At 29.7% G+C, this 26658-nt stretch carries 27 protein-coding genes; 7 read left to right on the top strand and 20 right to left on the bottom strand.

Annotation, left to right across the window (positions count from 1 at the left end):
• Positions 1 to 26 precede the first annotated feature (26 nt).
• The 10 genes from ACY2RX_RS02310 to ACY2RX_RS02265 form a co-directional block, all read right to left on the bottom strand.
• Entirely contained in the window at positions 27 to 2246 is a 2220-nt protein-coding gene (locus ACY2RX_RS02310; RefSeq protein WP_490102335.1) for an NADP-dependent isocitrate dehydrogenase, read from the bottom strand.
• Positions 2247 to 3095: 849 nt separating this feature from the next.
• The gene (gene rplS, locus ACY2RX_RS02305) at positions 3096 to 3446 is read right to left on the bottom strand and encodes a 50S ribosomal protein L19 (RefSeq protein WP_490102334.1); all 351 of its coding nucleotides are present in this window, start codon (positions 3444 to 3446) and stop codon (positions 3096 to 3098) included.
• A 224-nt stretch (positions 3447 to 3670) separates the two neighbouring features.
• Positions 3671 to 4345: a tRNA (guanosine(37)-N1)-methyltransferase TrmD gene (gene trmD, locus ACY2RX_RS02300; protein ID WP_490102333.1), complete on the bottom strand. Its 675-nt coding sequence runs from the start codon at positions 4343 to 4345 to the stop codon at positions 3671 to 3673.
• A 41-nt stretch (positions 4346 to 4386) separates the two neighbouring features.
• Positions 4387 to 5091 carry an SIMPL domain-containing protein gene (locus ACY2RX_RS02295; protein ID WP_490102332.1) on the bottom strand — a complete coding sequence of 235 codons (705 nt, stop codon included), beginning with the start codon at positions 5089 to 5091 and terminating at the stop codon, positions 4387 to 4389.
• Positions 5092 to 5166: 75 nt separating this feature from the next.
• Positions 5167 to 6723, bottom strand: a complete 1557-nt coding sequence (locus ACY2RX_RS02290; protein WP_490102331.1) for an NAD(P)/FAD-dependent oxidoreductase — start codon at positions 6721 to 6723, stop codon at positions 5167 to 5169.
• 137 nt (positions 6724 to 6860) lie between these two features.
• Positions 6861 to 7385 carry a nuclear transport factor 2 family protein gene (locus ACY2RX_RS02285; RefSeq protein WP_490102330.1) on the bottom strand — a complete coding sequence of 175 codons (525 nt, stop codon included), beginning with the start codon at positions 7383 to 7385 and terminating at the stop codon, positions 6861 to 6863.
• An 81-nt stretch (positions 7386 to 7466) separates the two neighbouring features.
• Positions 7467 to 8192: a head GIN domain-containing protein gene (locus ACY2RX_RS02280; protein ID WP_490102329.1), complete on the bottom strand. Its 726-nt coding sequence runs from the start codon at positions 8190 to 8192 to the stop codon at positions 7467 to 7469.
• Positions 8193 to 8287: 95 nt separating this feature from the next.
• Complete coding sequence (locus ACY2RX_RS02275) at positions 8288 to 9964, bottom strand: PspC domain-containing protein (protein WP_490102328.1); 1677 nt, start codon at positions 9962 to 9964, stop codon at positions 8288 to 8290.
• Complete coding sequence (locus tag ACY2RX_RS02270) at positions 9957 to 10301, bottom strand: PadR family transcriptional regulator (RefSeq protein ID WP_490102327.1); 345 nt, start codon at positions 10299 to 10301, stop codon at positions 9957 to 9959. The genes ACY2RX_RS02275 and ACY2RX_RS02270 overlap by 8 nt, the downstream gene beginning before the upstream one ends.
• 18 nt (positions 10302 to 10319) lie before the next feature.
• Positions 10320 to 10745 carry a DUF4870 domain-containing protein gene (locus tag ACY2RX_RS02265; protein WP_490102326.1) on the bottom strand — a complete coding sequence of 142 codons (426 nt, stop codon included), beginning with the start codon at positions 10743 to 10745 and terminating at the stop codon, positions 10320 to 10322.
• Between the two features lie 154 nt (positions 10746 to 10899).
• Between ACY2RX_RS02265 and ACY2RX_RS02260 the strand changes: the two genes are divergently transcribed.
• The 3 genes from ACY2RX_RS02260 to ACY2RX_RS02250 all read left to right on the top strand — a co-directional run bounded on the left by ACY2RX_RS02260 (position 10900) and on the right by ACY2RX_RS02250 (position 13133).
• Positions 10900 to 11355, top strand: a complete 456-nt coding sequence (locus tag ACY2RX_RS02260) for a DUF4442 domain-containing protein (RefSeq protein WP_490102325.1) — start codon at positions 10900 to 10902, stop codon at positions 11353 to 11355.
• Between the two features lie 109 nt (positions 11356 to 11464).
• A complete protein-coding gene (locus ACY2RX_RS02255) occupies positions 11465 to 12265 on the top strand; it encodes a TIGR00266 family protein (protein ID WP_490102523.1) in 801 nt (266 codons plus the stop codon).
• Between the two features lie 163 nt (positions 12266 to 12428).
• On the top strand, positions 12429 to 13133 hold the full coding sequence (locus ACY2RX_RS02250) for a hypothetical protein (RefSeq protein ID WP_490102324.1): 705 nt from the start codon (positions 12429 to 12431) through the stop codon (positions 13131 to 13133).
• Here the strand turns inward: ACY2RX_RS02250 and ACY2RX_RS02245 are convergent.
• The 5 genes from ACY2RX_RS02245 to ACY2RX_RS02225 form a co-directional block, all read right to left on the bottom strand.
• On the bottom strand, positions 13110 to 13784 hold the full coding sequence (locus tag ACY2RX_RS02245) for a hypothetical protein (protein ID WP_490102323.1): 675 nt from the start codon (positions 13782 to 13784) through the stop codon (positions 13110 to 13112). The genes ACY2RX_RS02250 and ACY2RX_RS02245 overlap by 24 nt on opposite strands.
• A complete protein-coding gene (locus tag ACY2RX_RS02240; protein WP_490102322.1) occupies positions 13768 to 13995 on the bottom strand; it encodes a helix-turn-helix domain-containing protein in 228 nt (75 codons plus the stop codon). Before ACY2RX_RS02240 ends, ACY2RX_RS02245 begins: the two co-directional genes overlap by 17 nt.
• 57 nt (positions 13996 to 14052) lie before the next feature.
• Positions 14053 to 14763 carry a DUF4369 domain-containing protein gene (locus ACY2RX_RS02235; protein ID WP_490102321.1) on the bottom strand — a complete coding sequence of 237 codons (711 nt, stop codon included), beginning with the start codon at positions 14761 to 14763 and terminating at the stop codon, positions 14053 to 14055.
• Between the two features lie 68 nt (positions 14764 to 14831).
• The gene (locus tag ACY2RX_RS02230; RefSeq protein WP_490102320.1) at positions 14832 to 16229 is read right to left on the bottom strand and encodes a DUF819 family protein; all 1398 of its coding nucleotides are present in this window, start codon (positions 16227 to 16229) and stop codon (positions 14832 to 14834) included.
• An 84-nt stretch (positions 16230 to 16313) separates the two neighbouring features.
• Positions 16314 to 19523, bottom strand: coding sequence for a WD40/YVTN/BNR-like repeat-containing protein (locus ACY2RX_RS02225; protein ID WP_490102319.1), 3210 nt, complete (start codon positions 19521 to 19523; stop codon positions 16314 to 16316).
• A gap of 324 nt (positions 19524 to 19847) precedes the next feature.
• Between ACY2RX_RS02225 and ACY2RX_RS02220 the strand changes: the two genes are divergently transcribed.
• Both ACY2RX_RS02220 and ACY2RX_RS02215 read left to right on the top strand, forming a co-directional pair.
• Positions 19848 to 22001 (top strand): choice-of-anchor V domain-containing protein, encoded by a 2154-nt coding sequence (locus ACY2RX_RS02220; RefSeq protein WP_490102318.1) that lies wholly within the window; start codon positions 19848 to 19850, stop codon positions 21999 to 22001.
• An 11-nt stretch (positions 22002 to 22012) separates the two neighbouring features.
• Positions 22013 to 22168, top strand: coding sequence for a hypothetical protein (locus tag ACY2RX_RS02215; protein ID WP_490102317.1), 156 nt, complete (start codon positions 22013 to 22015; stop codon positions 22166 to 22168).
• A gap of 267 nt (positions 22169 to 22435) precedes the next feature.
• Here ACY2RX_RS02215 and ACY2RX_RS02210 read toward each other — a convergent pair whose 3' ends face one another.
• From ACY2RX_RS02210 to ACY2RX_RS02190, 5 genes are all read right to left on the bottom strand, one after another.
• Complete coding sequence (locus ACY2RX_RS02210; protein ID WP_490102316.1) at positions 22436 to 22600, bottom strand: type II toxin-antitoxin system antitoxin; 165 nt, start codon at positions 22598 to 22600, stop codon at positions 22436 to 22438.
• Position 22601: 1 nt separating this feature from the next.
• A complete protein-coding gene (locus ACY2RX_RS02205) occupies positions 22602 to 23510 on the bottom strand; it encodes an alpha/beta hydrolase family protein (RefSeq protein WP_490102315.1) in 909 nt (302 codons plus the stop codon).
• On the bottom strand, positions 23507 to 24013 hold the full coding sequence (locus ACY2RX_RS02200; protein WP_490102314.1) for a hypothetical protein: 507 nt from the start codon (positions 24011 to 24013) through the stop codon (positions 23507 to 23509). Before ACY2RX_RS02200 ends, ACY2RX_RS02205 begins: the two co-directional genes overlap by 4 nt.
• A 3-nt stretch (positions 24014 to 24016) precedes the next feature.
• Positions 24017 to 24175: a DUF4177 domain-containing protein gene (locus tag ACY2RX_RS02195; RefSeq protein ID WP_490102313.1), complete on the bottom strand. Its 159-nt coding sequence runs from the start codon at positions 24173 to 24175 to the stop codon at positions 24017 to 24019.
• Between the two features lie 91 nt (positions 24176 to 24266).
• On the bottom strand, positions 24267 to 25127 hold the full coding sequence (locus tag ACY2RX_RS02190) for an SPFH domain-containing protein (RefSeq protein WP_490102312.1): 861 nt from the start codon (positions 25125 to 25127) through the stop codon (positions 24267 to 24269).
• A gap of 119 nt (positions 25128 to 25246) precedes the next feature.
• On the opposite strand from ACY2RX_RS02190, the gene ACY2RX_RS02185 reads away from it, so the two are divergent.
• A complete protein-coding gene (locus ACY2RX_RS02185; RefSeq protein ID WP_490102311.1) occupies positions 25247 to 26029 on the top strand; it encodes a S1/P1 nuclease in 783 nt (260 codons plus the stop codon).
• A 113-nt stretch (positions 26030 to 26142) separates the two neighbouring features.
• Positions 26143 to 26655 carry a TlpA disulfide reductase family protein gene (locus tag ACY2RX_RS02180; RefSeq protein WP_490102310.1) on the top strand — a complete coding sequence of 171 codons (513 nt, stop codon included), beginning with the start codon at positions 26143 to 26145 and terminating at the stop codon, positions 26653 to 26655.
• Positions 26656 to 26658: the final 3 nt, after the last annotated feature.

Raw genomic sequence — 26658 nt, 5'->3', positions numbered from 1 at the left:
TTTAAAAATAATTTAACTTTTATAAGTTAGCTTAAAATAGCATTTAATGTGCTATTTGGTCTCATAGCATTTATTGCTAACGCTTCATTTGGTTTATAATAACCTTTAATATCTACTTTATTTCCTTGAATTTCATTTAATTCAGAAATAATTTTAGTTTCGTTAGCTTTTAAGTCAGCTGCAATTTTACTGAACTGCTCTTTTAATTCGCTGTCTGTATTTTGATTTGCTAAACCTTCTGCCCAATACATTGCCAAATAAAAATGAGAACCTCTGTTATCTAACTCTCCAACTTTTCTTGATGGAGATTTTTTATTATCTAAAAACGTATCAGTAGCATCGTCTAAAGTTTCGGCTAAAATTAAAGCTTTAGAATTGTTATTAGAGTTGCCTAAATGTTCTAAAGAAACTGCTAAGGCTAAAAATTCACCTAAAGAATCCCAGCGTAAATGATTTTCTTTTAAAAATTGTTGAACATGTTTTGGAGCAGAACCGCCAGCACCAGTTTCAAACAAGCCTCCACCATTCATTAATGGTACAATTGATAACATTTTTGCCGATGTACCCACCTCTAAAATTGGAAATAAATCTGTTAAATAATCACGTAAAACATTACCAGAAACAGAAATAGTATCTTCTCCTTTTACGATTCTTTTTAATGTAAATTCTGTAGCTTTTATTGGTGATAAAATTCTGATGTCTAAATCAGAAGTATCATAATTAGGCAAATATGTGTTTACTTTTTTTATAATTTCTGCATCATGAGCTCTATTTTCATCTAACCAAAAAACAGCAGGAGTTTTAGAAGCTCTTGCTCTTGTAACAGCTAGTTTTACCCAATCTTGAATTGGTAAATCTTTAGTTTGGCACATTCTCCAAATATCTCCTTTTTCAACAGAATGTTCTAAAAGTGTCTTTCCAGAAGCGTCCAAAACAACTACTTTACCATCAGCCGTTATTTGAAAAGTTTTATCATGAGAACCATATTCTTCTGCTTTTTGCGCCATTAAACCAACATTAGGAACTGTACCCATAGTTGTAGGGTTAAAAGCACCATTCTTTTTGCAGAAATCGATAGTTGCAGCATATATTCCTGCGTAAGAGCTATCAGGAATAATTGCTTTGGTATCTTGTAATTCACCATTTTTATTCCACATTTTACCAGAAGTTCTAATCATTGCTGGCATAGAAGCATCAATAATTACATCAGAAGGAACGTGTAAATTTGTAATTCCTTTATCAGAATTTACCATTGCAACGTCAGCATTTTTGGCAAAAATGGCATTAATGTCATTTAATATCTCTTCTTTCTTTTCTGATGAAACTTCATTTAGATTGCTTAATAAATTTCCAAAACCATTATTAACATCAACTCCAATTTCATCAAAAATTGTTGTGTGTTTTTCAAATAATTCTTTAAAATAAGTTCTTACAACATGTCCAAAAATAATTGGGTCAGAAACTTTCATCATAGTTGCTTTCATATGTAAAGAAAGCAATACTCCTTGTTTTGTTGCATCAGCAATTTGCTCATCTAAAAAAGCAATTAATGCTTTTTTACTCATTACTGTTGCATCAATAATTTCTCCATCAATTAAAGCTAAATTATCTTTTAGAATCGTTTTAGAACCTTTATTGTCAATATGTTGAATGCTAATATTTGTGGCTTTTTCTACAGTTACAGATTTTTCATTATGCGCAAAATCTCCACTTGTCATTGTTGCAACATGCGTTTTAGAGTCAGAAGCCCAAGCACCCATAGAATGTGGATTTTTGCGAGCGTAATTTTTTATTGCTTTGGGTGCTCTTCTGTCAGAATTTCCTTCTCTTAAAACAGGATTTACAGCAGAACCTTTTACTTTATTGTAGAGAGATAAAACTTTTTTGTCTTCATCAGATTCTATTTCTTCTGGATAATCTGGCAATTCATATCCTAAATCTTGTAATTCAGAAATAGCAGCTTTTAGCTGAGGTACTGAGGCACTAATGTTTGGTAACTTAATAATGTTTGCTTCTGGTTTTTTAGCCAAATCGCCTAAAAAAGCTAAAGCGTCTTCCACTTTTTGATTCTCTTTTAAATAATCAGAAAAATTAGCAAGAATTCTAGCTGCTAAAGAAATGTCTTTTACTTCTATTTCTATGTTAGATGATTTTGTAAAAGCTTTTACAATAGGTAAGAAAGAACGTGTTGCTAAAGCTGGTGCTTCATCTGTTTTTGTGTATACAATTTTAGCTATTTTGCTCATTTAGGTTGTCTTTTTTAAGTTTAAAAAAATATTTTACGAAATGGTTTTCGTAAAAAAAAGCGGAGCAAATTTATGAATTAAAGATGAGATTTTTACTGCTAATTTATTATTAATTAAAGGTTTTTTTGAGTTTTTAGCAATATTTCTTACAAAAAAATATATTACTAAAAATAAAAGCCATATCGTACAATTTCTTGTAATGATATGGCTTCTTTGAAATAGTTCTTGTACTGTTGTGTATTACTACAAAATCAAATAAAAGTTGCCTTTTATATTTCTTTTTTAACAAAGAAATTACATTCTGCTATTTCAGTTTTCGAAACATCCTTAATTCTAAACAAGCATTCTACTTTTTTAAAATTTTTATTAATGTTTCTGATTGTTTTCTCTTTTAAACTATGGTTAACTTATTTACTATAAACTACTTTAAGTCAATTTTTTTAGAGGTTTTATTTTATGATAGTTCCCCTTTAAATTTCCAATAGTTCTCATAAATTTTCATTTATGTTCCCTGCTTGTCCCCCTAAAGTTTCCCTTTCTAAATAAAGTTTCTACTTTAATTTGTCAATTTCGATTTATATTATAAACTAATGCTTAGTTTACAGATAAAACAATATATAAAGAACGTTACTTTATGTATTTATTCTTAATTTTTTTATCAATTTTTGAAGACTGATAATAGAATTAATTCATAAATTCTGATGTAAATATATACTAGATTTTTAATTATACAAATTTTTTAACTAATTATAAATCAACAGAGTATTAACTAAGGTTATTAACATTTGTTAATTAAAAAAGCGTTGTGAATTTTCACAACGCTTTTTTAATGCTTTTATGTAAAAGAAATTATCTTCTTCTTTCAGTAATTCTAGCTTTTTTACCAGTAAGACCTCTAAAGTAGAAAATACGAGCTCTACGAACTCTACCTCTTTTATTAACTTCAATTTTTTGAATAGAAGGTAAGTTTACTGGAAAAATTCTTTCTACACCTACAGTACCAGACATTTTTCTGATTGTAAACGTTTCTGAAAGACCCGTTCCTCTTCTTTGTAAAACAACCCCTCTAAAAAACTGAGTTCTTACTTTTTCTCCTTCTTTAATTTCGTAGTATACAGTAATTGTATCTCCTGCAGCAAATTCTGCAAATTCTTTTTTTGTTACAAATTCGTCTTGAACAAATTTTATTAAAGATTCCATATCTTTTATTTTTATTGATTTTGTAAAGCAACATTCACGATTTCTTCGTCAGAGGTTAATTTAGCGGTTGCAAAAGTAATCATTATTTTTTGTTGATAAAACTAAAATTAATTATTTTTTAGCTTGATAATTAGTAGAATAAAAACCCCAAAATTTATAGTTAAAATCTAATTCTATTACAACTCTAACAGGGAAATAGAAAACTTTTTATCCTAAAAGAATTGCTATTCTAAAAGATCAGGTCTTATTTCTTCTGTTCTTTTATAAGCTTGTTCAGACCTCCAATCATCAATTTTTGGAAAATTACCAGACAACAAAATATCAGGAACTTTCATTCCTTCAAAATCAGCGGGTCTTGTATATACTGGAGGTGATAATAAATTGTCTTGAAAAGAATCTGTTAAAGCAGATTGCTCATCACCAATAACCCCAGGAATTAAACGTACAACAGCATCTACTAAAACGGCAGCAGCTAACTCACCACCTGTTAAAACATAATCTCCAATAGAGATTTCTTTGGTAATGTATTTATCGCGAATGCGTTGATCTACACCTTTATAGTGACCTGTAAGAATTAATATGTTTTCTTTTAATGAAAGTGAATTTGCGGTAGATTGATTTAATGTTTTTGCATCTGGAGTCATATAAATGATTTCATCATAAGTACGCTCAGATTTTAGTTTATCTATGCATTTAGAAATTGGTTCAATCATTAAAACCATACCTGCACCACCACCAAATTGTGTGTCATCAATCTGTTTGTAATTTCCTAAACCGTATTCGCGTAAATCGTGAATTACAATTTCTGCCAAACCTTTGTCTTGAGCACGTTTAATAATAGAATGATTAAACGGACTTTCTAATAAATTTGGTGCAACTGAAATAATATCTATTCGCATTTTGCAAATGTAAGATTTTTACAGAAGTTTTTAGTTACGATTTAATCTTCTAAAAAATAAATTACGGTGGTAACTACACGCACTTTTTTTATATCAGGTGTGTTAGAATCTCTATTGCTAATACTAAACAAACCTTGAGTAGCTGATTGTATTTTGCCCACTTTAGAGTTGGAATCTTGTGCAAATTTTTCTGCTACTTCTTTGGCTTTTTTAGTAGCTTCTTCAATCATTTCTGGTTTAATAGAGTTTAAATCTGTAAATAAATATTCTACTGGTCTCCAAGTATTTTTAGAATTGATTAAAATTCCTTGTGAAGCTAAATTGATAGATTCTTTTTGAGCAGATTTAATTTTAGCAATATCATTTGTTCTTAACGTAATTTCTGTTCTAGATAAGTATCTAAAATTTTGTTTATTATTTCCGTATAAATTAGCTTTTGCATCAGTAATATTAGAAACACCAGCATTAATTTCGGCATCAGAAAATCCTTTTTGTTTAAAGAAGTTTAAAACAATTTTTTTCTGACGTTCAATTTCTTTGTTTAAAGAAGCCAAATTATTGTTGGTAATGGTAATTTCCATTGGCCAAACAGCCAAATTGGCTTTTACTTCTCTTTCAGATAATCCTTTTACATTAACTTTTCTGTTGTTTTTGGTTGATTTCCAAAGTGTTTCGCTTACAAAAAAACCAGCAATAATTATTGCAGCACTTAGTATTCCTATTTTTAACCAGCTTATATTTTTCATTGTTTTTATTTTTAAATTTTTTAAGATGATTTTACAATGACAATAACCATTCCAAAAACTGCAATTAAAACGAATTTATAACAATTCTATTGCAGCTTCAGCACATCTTTCTCCATCCATAGCCGCAGAAATAATTCCGCCTGCATAACCACCACCTTCTCCACAAGGAAATAAACCTATAATTTCTGGGTGTTCTAAAGTTTCTTTTCTTGGTATATTTACAGGTGATGAAGTTCTAGATTCTACCCCAATAATATTAGCTTCATTAGTATGATAACCGTGCATTTTTTGTCCAAATGCAGCAAAACCTTTTCGCAATCTACTTCCAATAATTTTTGGTAATAAAGAATGCAGTGGTGCCGATTTTATTCCTGGTTGATAAGAACAATCGTTTAAATTTGGAGACAGTTTTCCATCAACAAAATCTACCAATCTTTGTGCAGGTGCAGTTTGCGTTCTTCCACCAGCGTAAAAAGCAATTTTTTCTAAATCTTTTTGAAATTGCAATCCTTTTAAAGCGCCTAAATGTTGGTACTTTTTAAAATCTTTATCAATATCTAATTCTACTACAATTCCTGAGTTGGCAAACTTATTATTTCTACGAGATGGCGACATTCCGTTTACAACAACTTCTCCGTTTGCGGTTGCAGCCGGAACAATAAATCCGCCAGGACACATACAAAAAGAATACACACCTCTGTTGTTAACTTGCTGTACCAAACTGTAAGCTGCAGCTGGTAATAATTCGTCTCTTTTGCCCGAACAATGATATTGAATTTGATCAATAATTTCTTGTGGATGTTCTACACGAACACCCATTGCAAAGGATTTTGCTTTTAACGCAATTTCTTTTTTATGTAACAATTCGTAAATATCTCTGGCAGAATGTCCTGTTGCTAAAATTACAGCATTTACAGACATTTCGTTACCATTTAAAAGTTGGATAGCTTTTAGTTTATTACTTTTAATGATAAAGTCTGTAACTCGTGTTTCAAAATGAACTTCGCCGCCAAATTCAATAATGGTTTCGCGAATATTTTTGATGATTTTTGGCAATTTATTGGTGCCTATATGAGGATGCGCATCTACTAAAATTTGCTCTGTTGCTCCATGAAAAACTAAGTTTTCGAAAATGCGTCTTACATCACCACGTTTTAAACTTCTTGTATAGAGTTTTCCATCAGAATAAGTACCAGCGCCACCTTCGCCAAAACAATAATTAGAATCTTCGTTTACAAAATGCTCTTGATTTATAGCTCGTAAATCTCTACGTCTGTTTTGTACGTTTTTACCACGTTCTAAAACAATAGGTTTGTAGCCTAATTCTATACAACGCAAAGCTGCATACATCCCTGCAGGACCAAACCCTACAATATGAATTTCTTTGGCATTAGAAACATCTTTGTAATCAAAAATATAATCAGATTTTTCTGGAATTTTTTCATAAATATAAACTGCAACTTTATAATTAAAGATGATGTCTTTTTTACGGGCATCAATAGATTTTCTTAAAACTTTTACAGCAGTAATTTCTTTTTTATCAATATTTAATTGCCTAGAAGCTTTAAAAAGTAATATGTTTTCTTTGCGTTCTTCTACTAAATTTACGCGTAACTGAATCTCTTTAACCATACTACAAAAGTATGCAATTGTAAATAGAATTCTATATAAAAAGTAAGCGCCGTTTTTTGCAAAACGACGACTTACAAAGTAAACTAATAAAACCAAGTATTAGTACTAATATTAGAAGTTAGCTTTCTAATAAATTTTTATTCTGAGTAGGGTAGGTGATTGTAACTTAATACCCTTTTTAATTTCCATATGTTATTTTTTAGAATCCAAAGATGTATAAAATCTGCAATTCCAACGGTTTTAAATTGTTCTTTTATTTTTTGTTGAAAAGTGTGTTTTCCTTTTTGTATAGCTCCATATAAAACGCCGTTATTTTTTAGTTGATGTACTTCTAAAGAGTTTTTAACTAAGCTTCTTTTATTATTTCCAGGTTTAGAACAAACGTTATTTTTTATAGCCTTTATAAACTCTTTTCTATTTTGAATACCTGCAACATCATAATAAAACTCAAAGTTTTTTGCAATAATTGGTTCAAGTTTTTCAATTTCACATTTATTAAAAGTTCTTTGAAAAATGATGCTGTCTTTAGATTTTAGTGTTTTATACAAATCTGACTTTTTATCAACTTGTGCATTTAAAACAAAGGAATAAAACAGCATTGTTAAAAACAAGATTACTTTAAAAATAAAGGACTGTTTAAAAGGCTCTAAAAACGAATTCATTACTAGTTAATTTTTAAAAATCTTGAGGCTGGTTGAAACCTCAAGATTTCATAGTTTTGGTTGATTGATAATTTTGTAAATCTATTTTCTAGAAACGTCTCCGCCAGAAGAAGATTTTTTATTCACTTTTTTAGGGTTTCCTTTAAAATCGATATCACCACCACTAGAAGCTTTTGCGTCTAATTTTTCTGAAGCATAAATATTGATATCTGCTCCACTTGTTGCTTTTGCAATTACAATTTTACTATGTAAATTGTATGCATCTATAGAAGCTCCACTTGTTGCGCTAGATGCGTGATTGGTAGCTGTTCCAGAAATTTTTATATCAGATCCGCTTGTAGAACTAGTTTCTACACTTACAGCATCTACAGAAATTCTGATGTCTGCACCACTTGTTGCGGCAATAGAAATTTCATCTGCTTTTATGGTATCTTCAGTATACACATCACTACCACTTGTAGCTTTTAAAGCATTTAATTCTTTTACGGTTACATATACTTTTCTAGCTTTTGCTCTCCAAATATTTTTTTCTGAATACACTTTTAAGACACCATCTACTACTTCTGTAATAATAATATCGTGCAAATTTTCATCAGCTTCTACTGTAATTTTATTGCTGTTTCCTTGGCTGATGTATAAATCTATTCCTGTGCTTACTTTAATTCCGTTAAAATTATCAGAAGCTTTTCTTTGTGTTGTTACAACATTTCTGTTACCGTTAATTCTGTTAAACATATCTACTCCGCAAGAAGTAAAAATGATTGCTAAAAATAAAATAGCGATGGTTTTTGTAATTGATTTTTTCATAAGTTATGGTTTTATTTAGATTGTAAATGTCTTTTAATAGACGTTTAAAATCAATCTTAGGTTACTCAATTGTTGATTTTTTTAACTGAATTGTACTAAATACTTTCTTCATCTATAATTTCATCCTCTTTTTTATCTTCACAATCCGAACATTTTAAAACATCATCTGTCATCATAAAATGATGATTTGCCATATCTTTATCGTAAATGTCTCCCTTATTATCTACGTGATATAAAAAATTCTTTATTGAATTATCAAAATAAACATAAGTATTTTTAGGGATGAAAAAAGTGATGTGTACTTCTTCGTCTTTCCAAATATTTTTAAATTCTGATAAAAAGAATGCGTCTAAAACAATTGTATTGTTTTCTATGCGAATATTATGTTGAATTTTTTCAGCATTCTTTTTTGCTTTGTGTCTGTTTTTTCCACGAGATTCTTTTTGCACAACCATATAAGCTTCATCAGAATTACTTTTTTTAACATCAACTTTTATGTTGTTGGTGTATACCATTTTGGTGTTGTTAATTTCTACTTCGCGTTTACGAGTTGTTCTTCTTAAATTATGTTGATAATAAATGTCATCATCATTTTTCATTTTTAAAACGAGTGTGTCATTCGCAACAATATTTAGTGTCTTTTTTTCTACATTTTCTCCATAATTTGTATGCGATGTACCAAAATCTAAACCTGTAAAAATTAAGACGAGTAAAGAAACAATCCAAATGCCCAATAATGTAAGTGATGTTGGTTTGCTTATTTGTTTTACGCTGCTAGATAATATTCTTAAACCTAATACAAATAGTACTAAAAACGGGATTCCTACTAATAAAAACACTGCTAAAGTTAACAACCATTTTGGCAATATTGCATCATAGAAAAATGGTGGATATTGTAACATTTCTCCATCAAAATCTAGGAATTCTAAACTTCCTACAGAAAACCCTCCAATTATTAGAGATAAAATAACAGCGGCAGCAACAAATACTAAAATTGCTCCAATAAATTTACCAATCACTTTAAAGAATACTAAAATAATCTTGCCTAAAGTGTTAAAAAAGTCTTGTAAACCGTTATTTTTTTTTGCCTTTCCCGAAAAAGTTTCACTCATTTTTTCAGAGATTTCGTTGGCACCATCTTTTATTTTTTCTGATGCTTGATTGGCTAAATCTTTTACATTTTCTGAAACACTGGTAAACTCTTTTCTAATTTTTTTTTCAATATTGTCTATGTTTACAGGCTCACCTTCCATCTGTAATTTTTCTGCAGTAGTTTTAGCTTCTGGCAATAAAATCCAAAGGATAATGTATAAAAGTATACCAAAACCAGCTCCAAAAAATAAGGCTAACATTCCTAAACGAATCCAAATGGTATCAACATTAAAATAATGTGCAATACCAGAGGCAACGCCTCCTAAAAACTTATCATCTGGATCTCTAAATAATTTTTTTCCTGATGCACTGTTTCTTTGATAAGAATAGCTAGAATCGTTGTAAGATTCTTCTGCTTCTGCATAATCTTCTGGTTGTCCCATAATTTTAATGATATCATCTATATCATTTTCATTTACAACTTGTCTTGCATCTGTAATTTTTTCAGATAAAAGTTCGCTAATACGCGCTTCTATATCTGCAATAATTTCATTTTTTCCTTGAGGATCATCACTTAACGATTTAGAAATAGCTTCTAAATATCGTTTTAATTTCTGATAGGCAACTTCATCTATGTGGAAGAAAAATCCGCCTAAATTTATGTTGATAGTCTTATTCATTTGTAGTCGAGTTTTTGCTAATTACTTGGTTTACTGCGTTTACTAAATTACTCCATGTTTTGTCTAGTTCTTTTAAAAACATACCGCCGTTTTCTGTTAAAACGTAATATTTTCTTGGTGGTCCAGAGGTTGATTCTTCCCATCTGTAGGTTAATAAACCTGCATTTTTTAAGCGGGTTAATAACGGATATATGGTTCCTTCAACCACAATCATTTCTGCACTTTTTAGCGTTGAAAGGATTTCAGAAGTATATGCATCACCATTTTTTAAGATGGATAAAATGCAATATTCTAAAACACCTTTTCGCATTTGTGCTTTTGTATTTTCTATCTTCATTTATTGTGGTTTAAATTATTATTTAACAAATTTTATGGTAAAAGGATATTTGTAATTTTCTCCTTCTCTTGCTTTTAAAGAAGCAATGATTACCAAAGCTATTGCTATTAAATATAGAATACCTGTTATAGACCCAAACCCTATAAAACCAAAAATGTTACTCATATCAAAATCTATATTGATGTGATTAAAATTATCCCAGTTTCTAAAAAAAGAACCGAAAGCAAAAGGTATAAATGTTATTGTTAAAAGAAATACATATAGTGTATAGCTTAGATTAAAATTTACAGCTTCTTTGCCTTGTTCGTCTAAAAATGCACTTCTATCTTTTAAAGTTTGCCACGCTATAAGTGGAGCTACTATATGCCCAAAAGGAAATACAAAGCCTGCAAAAGCAGAAATGTGTATTAAAAAAGCATTGGTGTTATCGTTATTTTTTTTCATAATTATTAATAGTGTATAATACTTGCTTATGCAAATATATATCTTTAAAAAGGTATTATGCAATACATAGTACTGTAATTAACATTTTTTTAACAATTTAATTTTCGGTAGATATTCCGTAAAAAGTGGTAAATTGTCAGCAAATACAAGCTTTATGAAGATTACACCAGCCAAAATTAATTCCTTTATGTTTTTTAAATTACCTTTAGGATGGTTGTCGGGTTTGAGAGTAAAATCATTATCAGATAACAATTCAACAGTTACTATTAGGCATAAATGGATGAATCAAAATCCGTTTAAAAGTATGTTTTGGGCTGCTCAAGGTATGGCTGCAGAAATGAGTACTGGCGTTTTGGTAATGAAAGCAATACAAGAATCTAATAGAAAAGTTTCTATGTTGGTTACGCATCAAGAAAGTGATTTTTTTAAAAAAGCAACTGGCAGAATTGTGTTTACTTGTAATGAGGGAAATTTGATTAAAAAAGCCATAGAAAAATCAATAAAAACAAAAGACGGACAAGTTATTGTATTAACATCAGAAGGAAAAAATGAAGATGGAGTAGTGGTTTCTAAATTTAAATTTGAATGGAGTTTGAAAGTTAAAGGATAATTTTTGTAATATTTTTATGAATTTTTATTCTAATTAAAGAAGAATCAATAAAACAAACAGTATGTATCAAGATAGATTACCAAAAAATACATCTAGTAATAGAAACGGAATAAACGCACACGAAATTGATTACCGAATTTTTGGAGAAGAAATGCAATTTGTAGAAATTGAATTAGATCCAGAAGAAGGTGTTGTTGCAGAAGCTGGTACTTTTATGATGATGGATGACCAAATTAAAATGAATACTATTTTTGGTGATGGTTCTAATCAAGAAAAAGGAATTCTAGGAAAAATATTTTCTGCAGGAAAACGCATTTTAACAGGAGAAAGTTTGTTCATGACCGTTTTTACAAATGTTGGTATTGGTAAAAAACAAATATCATTTGCATCTCCTTATCCAGGAAAAATTATTCCTATTGATTTAACAGAATTTGGTGGTAAATTTATCTGTCAGAAAGATGCTTTTTTATGTGCTGCAAAAGGAGTTTCTATTGGTATAGAGTTTTCTAAAAAATTAGGTAGAGGCTTATTTGGTGGCGAAGGTTTTATTATGCAAAAAATGGAAGGTGATGGTTTAGGATTTATTCACGCTGGTGGAACAATGGCAAAAAAAGTACTAAAATCTGGAGAGGTTTTAAAAGTGGATACTGGCTGTATTGTTGGTTTTACGCAAGATGTAGATTATGATATTGAATTTGTTGGTGGCATAAAGAATACTGTTTTTGGTGGCGAAGGTTTGTTTTTTGCAACCCTAAAAGGACCAGGAACAGTTTATGTACAATCTTTACCATTTAGTAGATTAGCAGGTAGAGTGCTTTCTATGGCGCCAAGAACAGGAAAAGGAAATAGAGGAGAAGGAAGTATTTTAGGTGGAATAGGAGATATTCTTGATGGTGATAATCGTTTTTAATTAAATTCTCTAACTTTTTTTTGATAAAATATTGCAGGTTTATGTACATTTTTTTAGTTTTAAAAGATCTTATATTTATGAAACTCAATTTAGTTTAGAATTTTTTTAATATTTGTTAAATTCAATTTTTAACATTAGATTTGAATACTATAATTAGCGAAATATGTTTTATTTTTACGGAAGAAAAAAGCAAATTGCAAAGTATTATCCTAGCCCTAATTGCGACACAATAATAGAGCCTTTTGCTGGTGCAGCTGCATATTCTGCTTATAAAGATAATTGGAAAAAAAATATAATTTTAGTAGAGAAAGATGAAAAAGTTTTCAAAATTTGGGATTGGCTAATTAATGAAGCAACCGAAAAGGAAATAACAAATTTGCCTGATTTAAAAATTGGTGAAAAAAGCTCAGAATTTCTTCATATAATTCATGCAGCAACTAAAATGGCTTTTCACTTTAAAACAATAAAAGTTACAGCAGTTCTTGAAAGAAATTGGGAAATAAGTAAAAGAATAATGTCTCAAAATTTGCATAAAGTTAAACATTGGCAAATTATAAATGATGATTATTCAAAAGCTCCTAATATTGAGGCTACTTGGTTTATAGATCCACCATATAAAGGAGAAGCTGGCTTAGGTTATAAGCATAGCAGTAAGTTTTTAGACTATTCTAAATTAGCAGATTGGACATTAAAAAGAAAAGGAGAAGTTATTTTTTGCGAAGGTAAAGAAGGAGACTATTTGCCTTTTAAACCCTTAATAGATTTAAAAGGTGTTGCAGGTAAAGTAAATAAAGAATTAATTTATTATAGAAAGGATATTAAAGTACAAAAAAAGCAAGCTGTTTTATTCGAGAATATTGATGTTTAATAATGATGAATATCTATTAATATGAGTTTCGTTATTATAGAGTAGAATCCATCCTTCTCCCATTTTGTTTTTTCCGCTTTTTTTCATTCCAGTAACTTTTGTATTTCTTCCAGTAGTGCCAGAGATTTTTCCCCAATCATCAGGATTTAAATTATCTGAAAAAAACACGCCAGTTATTGCAGGGAAATTAAAATCATTTTTATGGTTTACAAAATCCCAAACTATACCAAGTAAATAATTAACTTCACGATGATGTGCTTGCCAAGTAATACCACTTAGTTTTGAAATTCTAATTTCTCCTGCCCTTAAATTTGAGCCAGTTTTTAGGTTTCCAATTGTACCTTTTATTTCTAATCCTTTAGGATAGTTTCTTAACACTTCTTCAGAAGAATTTAAACCAGTAGTAGGTATAATATCTGGATGACCTTTTTCTATAGGATTAACAACAGAACCTTTAATAGATTTTACAATTTTTGTACAAAATACTGCTCCAATTAAAGCTCCTGTGGTTTTAAAATCTATACTCTTGTATAAATTTGGCGGTAATGTTTCTAAAAATGAGTTTAAATTATTAACCGCCTCTAGAATTTCATTATATGAAACTTGAAAGCCTAGGTTTTTATTAAAGCTTGTGTTAATTTTGTAATTCATCGAATAAATTATTAATACTTATTTCTAAAGCACTAGCAATTTTTTCAATATTAATGAGCGTGATGTTTTTTTCTGCCCTTTCAATCATACCAATATAAGTTCTATGTAAATCAGCTTTATGAGCTAATTCCTCTTGAGAAAACCCTTTTTTCTTTCGGTTTTCACGAACTTTATTTCCAAAATTTATGAGTATGGTTTGTTTTATTTTCATTGCTAACTAAAGTATGTAAAGCTAATTTTAGTATTCAATTTAATCAACAGACTATTGTTAGCGTTTTTCTTCTTTTTTAGCTTTTATATTGCTTATATAATCTTGAAAGCGTTTACCATAATCAGATTTTTTAACTTTATCGGATAAAGAATTATTAACAGTATCTAGCATTTTTAAACTAGCATCATACATTTCTGTTAAACCAATATAAGGAGCAACTTCGCTATCAGCATTATTCAAAGCAAAATTGGTAGTAAATAAAACTCTTTTTTTAGTTAATTTCTGATATTCTTTTTCTAATTGTTTTATTAGAGCTTTGTCATTAGCTTTTTTAGCTTCAAAATCTTTTTTGATAAACGCTAAGCGTTCATTTTGAAATCTTCTTTTAATGGAGTTGAAGTTGTCTAAAAGTTCTTGGTTTTTAGAGCCAGAAATTTGCGGAGAAAGTCCAAATTGTTCTACATTATCGTTAATTGTTATTGTTCCTTTTTCACCAAAAAACAAAATTCTTTTATCGGTTGTATTTCCATCAAAAGTTAAATAATATAAAATGGGTGATTCTATATTGTCTGTTAGTGTAAATGTATCATTGCCTAATAAAGCAACAGAATCTACAGAAATTAAAAGAGTATCTTTCATTTTTTGCAGGTATAAAGTTCCTTTTTTAAGACCTTTAATTTGTCCTTTAACAAGCATATTTTCTTCTTTTTTAGAAGAACAAGCTGCTATTAAAATTGATACTACTAAGAGTGAGATAATTTTTTTCATATAGCTAAAAATTCTGTCTGCAAATATGCGTTTTTAAAAAGATATTGACTACTAAATTGTATAAAAAATTAGCTTGCCCATTTCATCATTAAAGCACAAAAGAAAGCACCATAAGTTCCTAAAGCGTAACCTAAAACTGCTAACAAAACACCTACAGGTGCTAAAGATGGATGAAATGCACCAGCAACAACAGGAGCAGATGCTGCGCCACCAATATTTGCTTTAGAGCCAACTGCTAAGAAGAAATATGGAGCTTTAATAATTTTTGCCACTAAGAATAATAATCCTACATGAATAATCATCCAAACAAAACCAATGGCAAATAAACTAATGTTTTCTACAATGGCATTTAAGTTCATTTTCATACCAATAGAAGCAACTAAAATGTAAATAAAAACAGTTCCTATTTTACTAGCACCTGCACCTTCGTAACTTTTTGCTTTGCTAAATGATAAGAAAATACCAATTGTAGTTGCCGTAATTATTAACCAAAAGAAAGAACTACCCAAGCCAAAATCAACCAAAAAAGGAACATTTTCTTTAATGTATCCTCCAAGGTTATCTCCAATAATATGCCCGATTGAAGTTACTCCAAAAGCAATTCCTAAAAGAATCATAAAGTCGTTAAAAGAAGGCACTCTAGCGGTTTCTAAAGTAAACTTTTCCATTTTGTTTTTTAGTTCAGTAATTGAAGAATTATCAGCTTTAAACCATTTTTTGTCTATAATGTCAGATTTTGCAACTCCTAGTAATAAAAATGCCATCCAAACTTCAGCTACTAAAACATCAACCACAGCCATAATACTAAAGAGGCTATCGCCAACTTCCCACTGTTCTTTCATTGCTAGTTGATTTGCGCCACCGCCAATCCAGCTTCCTGCAACTGTAGATAAACCTTTCCAAAGTTCTGTTCCTTCTACTTGTGTTAAAATATCAGGAGATACATATTTAAAGAAAATGATGGCTAAAGGACCACCAATCATTACACCAATTGTTGCCGTTAAAAACATAATTAATGCTTTTGGACCTAGTTTAAAAACGCCTTTTAAATCGATACTTAAGGTTAATAAAACCAAAGATGCAGGCAATAAAAAACGAGAGGAAACATAATACAATTTGCTTCCGCCAGTAAATTTTGAATATACAGAAGCATCAATACTATTTGTACTTATATAAGCTTTTAAAGATGATAAATCTGTGACGTTTTCTAAGTTTCCGTAAAGAGAACTTAAATGATTTATGGTTGCCTGAACATCAATCCATTTATCAGCAATAATACCTAAAGAACTAAATACTGATGGAATAAAATAACACAGCAAAAGTGCGGGTATTATTTTATAAAATTTGCTAAATGATTTTAGTGTGGATGTGTAAAAGATTCCTGCAAGAATAACACACAATACTCCAAAAATAATTGTGTCGTTTGCAAATAAAGGAATATCATTGTTAATTTCTGATATGCTCATTCAGTTAAATTTAAATTGTTTTTTTATCTCTCTGCTTTGTTCTCTATTTCTTTTCACAAAGAATTTCAAATATAAAGGTTTATATTAATTAACTGAATAAATTTTTGTTTCTTTAAAAGGAGAGATTTTAATGTTTTCTATAATCGATTTATATTTTATCCAATCATTATTAAAGAAAGCATTTGTTTCTGAAACTGCTTTTTTAAATGCTTCTATAAATTGATTCATTAGTTGTGTTTCTGTTTCAGTTTGCTCGCCAAATCTACTTGCTATATATCTGTAAGCACTAAATAAACGTTGATTTACAGTAACTTCAGGATTTCTAGTAATTCCTTGTCTTTTATCAATTTTACCTAGAAATATTGCTAGTAAACCATCAATTTTTTTACTAATTTTTGATGATGATTTAATCTGTTTTTTGTATTTCTTTTTGTTTTCTTTTGCTAAATTCTTTTTTATTGTTGCAACAGCATTTTTGCTTTCTACCAATTGTTTTACAACGTTTGCCATTTTTTCTTGATACTTTTCTAGTTCTTTACTAGCCTTGTATTTTTGATTGATAGCAGCATCAGAAATTTGTAATCTTGGATCGAATTCAACTTTAATATTTTGTTCAGAAACAGCATCACCAAAAGTCATTTTTAATTTGTAAGTTCCTGGTTTTACAAGAACTCCACTTGGTTCTCTTTTAGATTTTCTAATTCTTCTAGAAGCTCTTGCAACTCCTTTTTCACTTAAATACCAAGTTGTTTTATGAATTCCGTTCTTTTTAGGAGCTTTAAATTTAAGTGTTCTAATTTTTCGAACTCCGTCAAAAATTTCTAATTTAATAGAATCGTGTTTTATTTTTTTAGATTTCTCGACTTCGTTCGAAATGACATCATTTTTATCTTTTTTCTTTCCTTTCTTTTCTATTTTCTTTTTAAGAGGTTTATTTATGTAATAAGAAATAATTGCGCCTCGTTTTCTGTTTTCTCCTTGATACATTGCATCTGCTCCAAATCTACTTCCTGTAGGTTGTTGAAATGCAGATTGATACGCAGTTGGAGGCGTAAATAATTTTAATTTGTTGTTTAAAACATTTCCGTTTGCAATAGCTCTTAAAGGTCTAATATCGTCTAAAACCCAAGCTGCTCTACCAAAAGTTCCAATAATTAAATCGTTTTCTCTTTCTTGAATTACCAAGTCTTTTACAGGAACAGTTGGGAAACCTTCAGTCCATTTTGTCCATTTTTTACCTGCATTAATAGAAATATACAAACCATCATCTGTACCTAGAAACAATAAGTTTTTATTTTCTGGATCTTCAACAATACATAAAGTGTAGCTTTTTACATCATTTTTATCAACAATTCGTTCCCAAGATTTACCGTAGTTTTTTGTTCTATAAGCGTAAGGAGTGTAATTAAAACGTCTGTAATCGTTAGCAACTAATAAGGCTTCACCTTTATTTTTATTGGATGCTTTTATTTGTGTAATCCAACTATTTACAGGTAATCCTTTAATGTTTTTTGCAACGTTAGTCCAATTTTTTCCTCCATTTTTTGTGATGTGAACTTGCCCATCATCAGTGGCAGCCCACAAAACATCTTTTTCTAAAACAGTTGGCTCTATCACCAGAATTGTACAATGGTTTTCTGCACCAGTTGCATCTATAGTTAGACCACCACTTTCTGCTTGTTTTAGTTTTTCTGGATTATTGGTTGATAAATCTGGAGAAATTACAGACCAAGTTAAACCTTTATCAGTTGATTTATGCACAAATTGACTTCCAAAATATAGTGTAGAATTATCAAAAGGATCAATATTTATGGCTGAATTCCAGTTAAAACGCAATTTAACATTGGCATCTTTATGTGTGGGTTTAACTCCATAGTTATTCCCAGTTATCCAATCGTATCTAGAAACAAATCCTTGTTGACTCATTGTCCATCCATAACGCGAATCGTCTTTATCTGGTACAACATCAAAACCATCTCCAAAACTAATTTCTTGCCAATAAGAATTTCTAATTCCTTGTGCTTTCCAAACATAAGCTGGTCCACGCCAAGAACCATTGTCTTGCATACCACCATATACATTATATGGGAATTCATTATCCACATTAATGTGATAAAATTGGGCTACAGGAATATTGCCAATAAATCGCCAAGATTTTCCACCATCTTTGGTAATGTTTAGTCCTCCATCATTTCCATCAATCATAAATTTTCCGTTCTTTGGATGAATCCACCAAGCGTGATGATCTGGATGAATTCCGTTGTTAACACCATAAGCTGGCATTAATTGTTTAAACGATTTTCCGCCATCTTGTGAAACATTCACATAAGTAAAAACCGTGTACAATCTGTTTTCATTCTGCGGGTCGACATAGATCTCTGAATAGTAAAAAGGACGATTTCCAATTCCTTTTTTATTGTTAATCATTTTCCATTTAAAACCACCATCTTCACTTTTATATAGTGCATTTTTTTTAGCTTCTACCAAAGCATAAATTACATCAGGGTTACTTGGAGCAATGGCAACTCCAATTCTTCCTAAATCACCTTTAGGAAAACCTTTTTTTTCGGTGATTTGTTTCCAGTTTTCTCCACCATCGTGAGTGATGTATAAACCACTTCCTTTTCCGCCTGATTTAAAAAACCAAGGATCACGTTTGTGTTCCCACATTGTAGCTATTAATTTATTAGGATTTGTTGGATCCATAATTAAATCTGCAGTACCTGTTTTTGTATTGTTATATAGAATTTGTTTCCACGTTTTACCTCCATCTGTAGTTTTATAAACTCCACGTTCTTTATGTTCTCCCCAAGGAGAGCCAATTGCGCCAACGTATACAATATCTGGATTTGTAGGATGAATAATTACACGATGAATATGACGTGTTTTTTCTAAACCCATTGCTTTCCAGGTTTTACCAGCATCTAAAGATTTGTAAATACCAAAACCACCATTTAAACTATTTCTTGGATTTCCTTCTCCTGTTCCTGCCCAAATTACACTTGGGTTTGATTGCTGAATAGCAATTGCACCAATTGAAGCTGTCAATTCTTTTTCGAAAATTGGTTGCCATTTTATACCACCAGAAGTAGATTTCCAAATTCCTCCAGAAGCTGTACCTACATAGATAATTTCTGGGTTGGTTTCTACGGCATCAATCGCTGTAACACGTCCGCTCATTCCTCCAGGACCAATATTTCTTGGTTTCATATTTTTTAATATATCCATAGAAAATTCTTGCGAAAAGAGTAGTGAAGTAGCAAGTAAAAACAGTAATGTAAATAGTTTTTTCATTGTGATTAGTTTGATTAAGTAGACAAGTTACAAAATAGAAAAACACTCATTTTTTATTGAGTGCTTTTTAACATTTTATTAAGAAAAGCTATAAGATTTAATCGAGAAGAATTCCTCGAGACTCTGCCTCGAGGATAGTTGGTTTCAAAAAAATCTTTATTAAAACCACAAGCACTATTAAAATTAGTAGCATTAAAAACAAAAAATAATTAGGGTAAATATCTATTAAGTTGTTTTATCTATTAAACAGGTATTATTCTGTAAAAATGAAGAAAAATAGTTAAACAACAAACAACTATAATTTAAACTCAAATATTTTATAACATGAAAAAAAGTAACATTTTTAAAACAATTTTATTATTAATACCAATTTCTGCTTTTACATTTTTGTCATATACAAGTGGTAGTGGTATTGGAAACAAAACAGGTTCGCCTTTAGATGTTAGTACTTGTACACAATGTCATAGTGTTGGTGCAAGTTTTGGTGCATCAGTTAATATTACAACTAATATTCCTTCAAGTGGTTATGAACTAAACACAGATTATACTATAACAGTAACAGGAACTTCTACTTCTTCTAAACATGGTTTTCAACTTACAGCAGAAAATGCTTCTGCAAAAGTAGGTACTTTTAGTGGAGGTGCAGATGTTAATGTTTTAAACAGTGGTAAATCTATTGGACATAATGCTTCCTCAACCAATAAAAAAACGTGGAATGTTACCTGGAGATCACCATCAACAGCTCAAGGAAATGTTAAATTTTATAGTGTATTAAATGCTACAGATGGTAAATTTAATACAACAGGTGATCAAGTAGTAACTGCTTCTTCTTCTTCAATAAAAGTAGCCGACGACTATAACACATATATTGGGGCTAATAATGGTGCTTGGGAAACCTTATCTAATTGGAGTAAACGTGAAGATCCAGAAAGGTCATTAAAAGTAAAAATACCGGCAGACAAAACTGTAGTGATTAATTCTGATGTCTATCTTGGAAGATTGCTGTCGTTTTCATTAGATGGTACAATAGTTGTAAATCCTGGTAAAGATCTTATCATAAGAGAAAATAAGAACTCTAAAGGTACTATTTATTTAAAAAGTAATAATACTGAACAAGCTACTTTTCGAGCTCAAGGTTTTGGAAATACAGAGACGGGTAAAAGCAGAACAGGTTTTATAAAAATAAAGAAAGATTTTACATTAAGTAATAAATGGTATTTAATAGGTGTGCCTGTAAATGCACCTATTACCAATATGATACCTAGTTTGGCAACTGGTACAGGAAGTAATGTTGGGTTGGCAACGTATAATAATAATGCAAAAGGTAAAACAGGCTGGCAGTATTTTACTAATAAAAATACAGGTAATTTTACATTAAACGATTATAGAGGTTATGCTATTAAAAAAGCAACAGCAGGTACCCTAACTACAGAAGGGCAGTATTTAAAAGATTATTCTATATCTTTTGACGATTATTTAATGCATCCAATATCTGTGGGTACTCGTAATAACTTAAACTTAATTGGTAACCCAACATATACTTTTCTTGCTATAACTGACAAAACCAATCATGTAAATAATTTATTGTATAAAAATAAAGACGTTTTAGATCCAGCTGCTGTGGCTATTTATATTTGGGATTCTAAAAAAAGTGTTTATAAGGTAATAAACCAGTCTACACTGGGTAAACAATATGTAGCGCCTGGGCAAGCCTTTTTTGTACAAGCTAAAGCTGGTGGAGGTAACTTTAGATTTAAATCCAGTATGCAACATAGTACCAGAGATGTTCTTCGTAAAACAGAAAGCAAGAAACAAGCTTCAATAATTGTAAAAGCTACAGTAGGAAAAGCTTCTAAAAGTTTTACAGTAAAGTATTTAAAAAATGCTACTAAAGGATTAGATGTAGGATATGATGCAAGTGCAATAAATGTTGAAAAGATTTCTGATTTTAATTTTTCTAGCCGTTTGGTAGAAGATTATAAATCTAAAGATTTTATGTTGCAATGTTTGCCAAAGAGTAATTTAGAAAAGATGGCAATACCTATAAATTTAAAGCTTAAAAAAGGTAAAAAGCTAGTTATTACTGCAACTACTGCTAACTTACCAGTAAATGCAAAAGTATTTATAGAAGATAGAGTTTTAGGTACTATAAAAGAATTTAATACAGATTATGTGTTTACAGCTGATAAAGATTATAATGGAGTTGGCAGGTTTTATTTGCGTACAGGAAAAAGAAGTGTTCTTTCTATAAACAATACTGAGCTACAAAATGTTGGTTTATTTGTTGATAATGCTAAAAATTTACATATAAGTGGTACAAAAGAAACCGGAAGTGTTTTTGTGTACAGTATTAATGGAAAGCTAGTAAGTAAAAATAAATTACAAAGTATTATACCTTTATCTAAATTATCTTCGGGTATATATATTGTAAAGGTGCAAACAGCAAAAGGATTTACAAGTAAAAAAATAGTTTTATAAAATAAGAATTTATGGATAATAAAGAAAACATATCTCGTAAAGAGGCGCTAAAAAAAATAGGAAAGTATGGTAAGTACAGTGCTTTAACAGCATTAGGAACTTATATGATTTTAAACCCTTTAAAAGCACAAGCTGCAAGCCCAGAAGACCCAGGTGTAGGATTTTAATTAAGTTTTAATATTTTAAAAAACCCTCATAAAAAGAGATTATTTACTTTTTATGGGGGTATTTTTTGGTTGAAAAATTATTTATCTTTATCAAGATTTACATTGAACTTATTTCAAGAAGAATGATGAAGTAATCTATTTATAATTAAGAGGTTACTTCGTGAATTAGAAATGATGTTATTTTTCAAAAATTTACACGAACTAATAAACTCTGCTGTAATTTTTAGTGATTTTTTACTCTTGTAAAAAATAATATCTAGAAGCTTTTTACCCTTCCTTCTTTTTTGGTTCTCTTTTAGCTTCTTTAAGTTTTTGCATCAGCATCCATTCAATTTGTCCGTTTGTAGAACGAAATTCGTCTGAAGCCCATTTTTCAATAGCCTTAATCATATCTTCATTTATGCGTAGTGCAAAAGCTTTTTTCTTTGCCATTTTATTTTCTTACAAATTCTACTATGGTTTGGATGAGCTGTTTTGAGATTGGAAAATCTGGATTGGAATAAGACTTTAAATTGTCTTCCTCTTTTTGAATATCTTTTAAAAGATGATTCATATTTTTTATGATTGATAATTTTGCATCTGGCTTTGCTTTTTTCAAATTTTCTGCATCAGAAATAAGTACTTGTAAATCTTTATTGCCATTAAGAATTAAAGTAGGTATTTTAACTTTTTTAATTTCTTCTGTTGGATCTATTTTTATCCAAGATAACCAAAAAGGTTGATTCGGTTTTGCAAAAAGCATTATTAAATTTGGGTTCACTTCTTTAATTTCTCCTGTTTCTTTTAGTTCTTTAAAATGATTTTCAGCAACTTTACCAAATACAGGATTTTGCTTTGTTAATTGTCTTATCAAAGTTTTATCTATAGTTTCTCCTGCACCAGCAATAGAAATATATTTATCAACATTTTTTAAAGCCATCATTGCAACTAACGAGCCTTGGCTATGACCTGCTAAAATAATTTTAGTAAAACGTTTGTCTTTTTTAAAGTGATTTACAACTTCTTCTACATCAAAAATAAAATCTGAAAAATAGATACCATCTTTTAAAAAAGCTGTGTTTTTTGGATTTACAATTCGTTTATCATAACTAAAAAAAGCAATATTTTCTTTGTTAATAGCTTCTCTAAATTGTTTAATATATTGTGGCTGATTTCCATCTCTATTTACAGATCCAGAACCGTGAACCCAAATAATTAAAGGTGATTTTTCTGATGTATAGGTAAGCGTTCCTGGTAATTGAATTGCCTGATTATTTACAAGTATTTCTTCTGTTTTAACTTGAGAAAGAGTATATGAAATACTAAAAATATAGATTATTAAATAGGTTAACAGTCGTGTCATTTTTGCTTAATTTTATAAGTATAAGTTTCTAAAACTTTTTTAGCTTCATTTTCTTTTTGGGTGCCTATTAATAGTTTTTTACCATTTTTGAACATTAATTGGAAACCAATATCACCAGAAATGTTAATGGCTTTCCCTTTAGATTTATTCCAAAGAATACCGCCTTTAAAACCCCAACCGCCGTATTCTGAAATAGGATTATACGTTCTTACATAGGCTTTTTCAATCTCAGTCCAATCAATTTTTTTCATAGAAAGATGAATTGGAAAAAACTGATAATAGATTCCTGTTTCATCTATTCTGGTATTTAGTTTAAAAATGAAAACTAAACCCACAGAAATTAGAATTCCTAATAATGTAAAAATAAATTCATTGATTGACATCTTAGAGTTTTCTTGATAAAATTCTTTTACAATTAATATTACAGGTATAAGAATACTAAAACCTAAAAGAACCAGTAGCCAAGTTTGTGTAAAACGTTGTTCTTCTTTAAAAACTTTCACTTTTTATCTATTTTTATCTCTTTCAAAAACTATTCTTGCAGAATTTTCTGCTAAATGTATAACTCTCCAGCCATTTCTTGCATAGTCATTTAAACAATCTTCTAATTTTTGATTGTTACGAGTAAGTCCCATTTTCCAATTAATAACTTTATATTCTTTCATTTTTTTTACTTTAATTTAATAATTTCAAAGTTGAGATTTCTCCTAACGTCGAAATGACACTTGAATTTTTTTTGCTAACTGCTAACTGAAATTAATGACTCAAAGTACCTGTATTTACAACAGGAGCTGCTTCTTTATCGCCACATAAAATAACTAATAAATTACTAACCATAGCAGCTTTACGTTCTTCATCTAACGCTACAATTTCTTTTTTATTTAATGCTTCTAAAGCCATTTCTACCATATCTACAGCACCTTGTACAATTTTATGACGCGCCGCTACAATTGCTGTTGCTTGCTGGCGTTTTAGCATTGCACTTGCTATTTCTTGGGCGTAAGCTAAATAACCAATTCTTGCTTCTAAAACTTCTATACCTGCAATTGCTAAACGTTCTTCTAACTCTTTTTCTAAAGCTTCAGAAACTTCGTTTACGCTAGAACGTAGTGTAATATCTTCTTCATGACCTTCGTCTGCAAAATTATCGTAAGGATACATACTTGCTAATTTACGAACAGCTGCATCAGTTTGAACACGTACAAAATTTTCGTAATTATCAACATCAAAAGCAGCTTTATAGGTGTTGGTTACTCTCCAAACTAAAATGGTAGAAATCATAACAGGATTTCCTAATTTGTCATTTACTTTTAAACGTTCGCTGTCAAAGTTACTTGCTCTTAAAGAAATTGCTTTTTTTCTGTACAAAGGGTTTGCCCAGTATAAGCCGTTTTCTTTAATGGTTCCTACATATTTACCAAAAAGCAAAACAACTTTAGAAGTGTTTGGATTTACCAAAATAAAACCAAAGAAACCAATAAAACCGATTGCACTTGCAATTATGTAAGCTGGGTTTTCATTACTGATAGCCATTACTATGCCTCCAAAAAATAATACTAATACGATTAATAACATTAAATAGCCATTGGCTGGTTTTATAATTTTTTCTACTTTCATTATGATTAAGTTTAAAGTGATATTAAAGTGATATCACAAAGATATAATGTTTTTTTTGATATTTCCAAATTTTTAAGGAAATATTTTATACATTCGCTAAGAATTAATTATTATTACTGATGAAAATTAAAATATTATTTTTAATGTCATTGCTCTTTTTTTCGAATACATCTGAAGAAAAAACAGTAGATTGGGGAAAAAACGGACATAGAGTTACTGGTAAAATTGCAGAAAAATATTTAACTAGAAAAGCAAAAAAATGTATCAATAAAATCCTTAAAGGTCAAAGTTTAGCATTTGTATCAACTTTTGCAGATGAAATAAAATCAGACAGAAAATACAATCAGTTTTATGCTTGGCATTATGTTAATATGAATTTTGAGGATACCTATGCAACTGCAAAAAAAAATCCTAAAGGAGATTTAGTTACAGGAATTAAAAAGTGTAAAACCGTTTTAAAAGATAAAAATAGTTCTGAGCAAGACAAAGAATTTTATTTAAAAATGTTAATTCATTTAATTGGAGATTTACACCAACCAATGCATATTGGTAGAAGAGAAGATAAAGGAGGAAATACCATACAAGTTCAATGGTTTGGTAGAGGTACAAATCTGCACAGGGTTTGGGATGAAAATATGATTGATGAATGGGATATGAGTTATTTAGAATTGGCAAATAATGCTAAAAATTTATCTAAAAATCAGGTAAAAGCAATACAAAAAGGTACAGTTACAGAATGGGTAGATGAAGTTCATAAACTGACGAAAGAAGTATACAAATCTGTAAAAGTAGGTGAGAATTTACGATATAGGTATTCTTATAAACATTTTGAAACCGTAAGAACTCAATTACAAAAAGGCGGAATCCGTTTGGCAAAAGTTTTAAATGATGTTTTTGATTAGTATTAAATACCAGTAAAATATATCTAAACCTCATAACTTTCTTGTTATGAGGTTTTTTGTTAAGGATTCGTTAATTGTTTTAGAATGCTATAACTTCTTTGTAAATTTAAAAAATGATTAAAAAAATAGTAGGTTCCTTGTTCGTTTTATTAATTTTTTATTCTTGTAAAAAGAATAATTCTGAAACCGAAACCAAGAAGGTAACTTCTGTAAAGTCTTTTAATTACAAAGAGTTAAAGCCCTTGTTAGAGAAAACGGATAACAAAACTTATGTAATTAATTTTTGGGCAACTTGGTGTTTACCTTGCATAAAAGAATTGCCTGCTTTCGAAAGAATAAATAAAGAATATACTCATAAAAATGTAGAGGTTTTATTAGTAAGTTTAGACTTTCCGAAACAAGTAGAAAAAAGGTTAATTCCTTTTATTAATAAGAAAAAAATACAATCTAAAGTTGTTTTGTTAGATGATGCTAACGAAGACTTTTGGATTAAAGATATAGACAAAAAATGGTCTGGTGCTTTGCCAGCAACAATCATTTATAATAAAAATAAGAAAAAGTTTTACGAGCAATCTTTTAGTTATAAAACTTTAGTAAATGAATTAGAAACTTTTTTAAATCCATAAAAA

It is taken from the genome of Polaribacter sp. 2405UD43-2, from assembly GCF_058147125.1.
The sequence above is the reverse complement of the archived record's forward strand: the minus strand, read 5'-3'. Positions and strand labels throughout refer to the sequence as shown.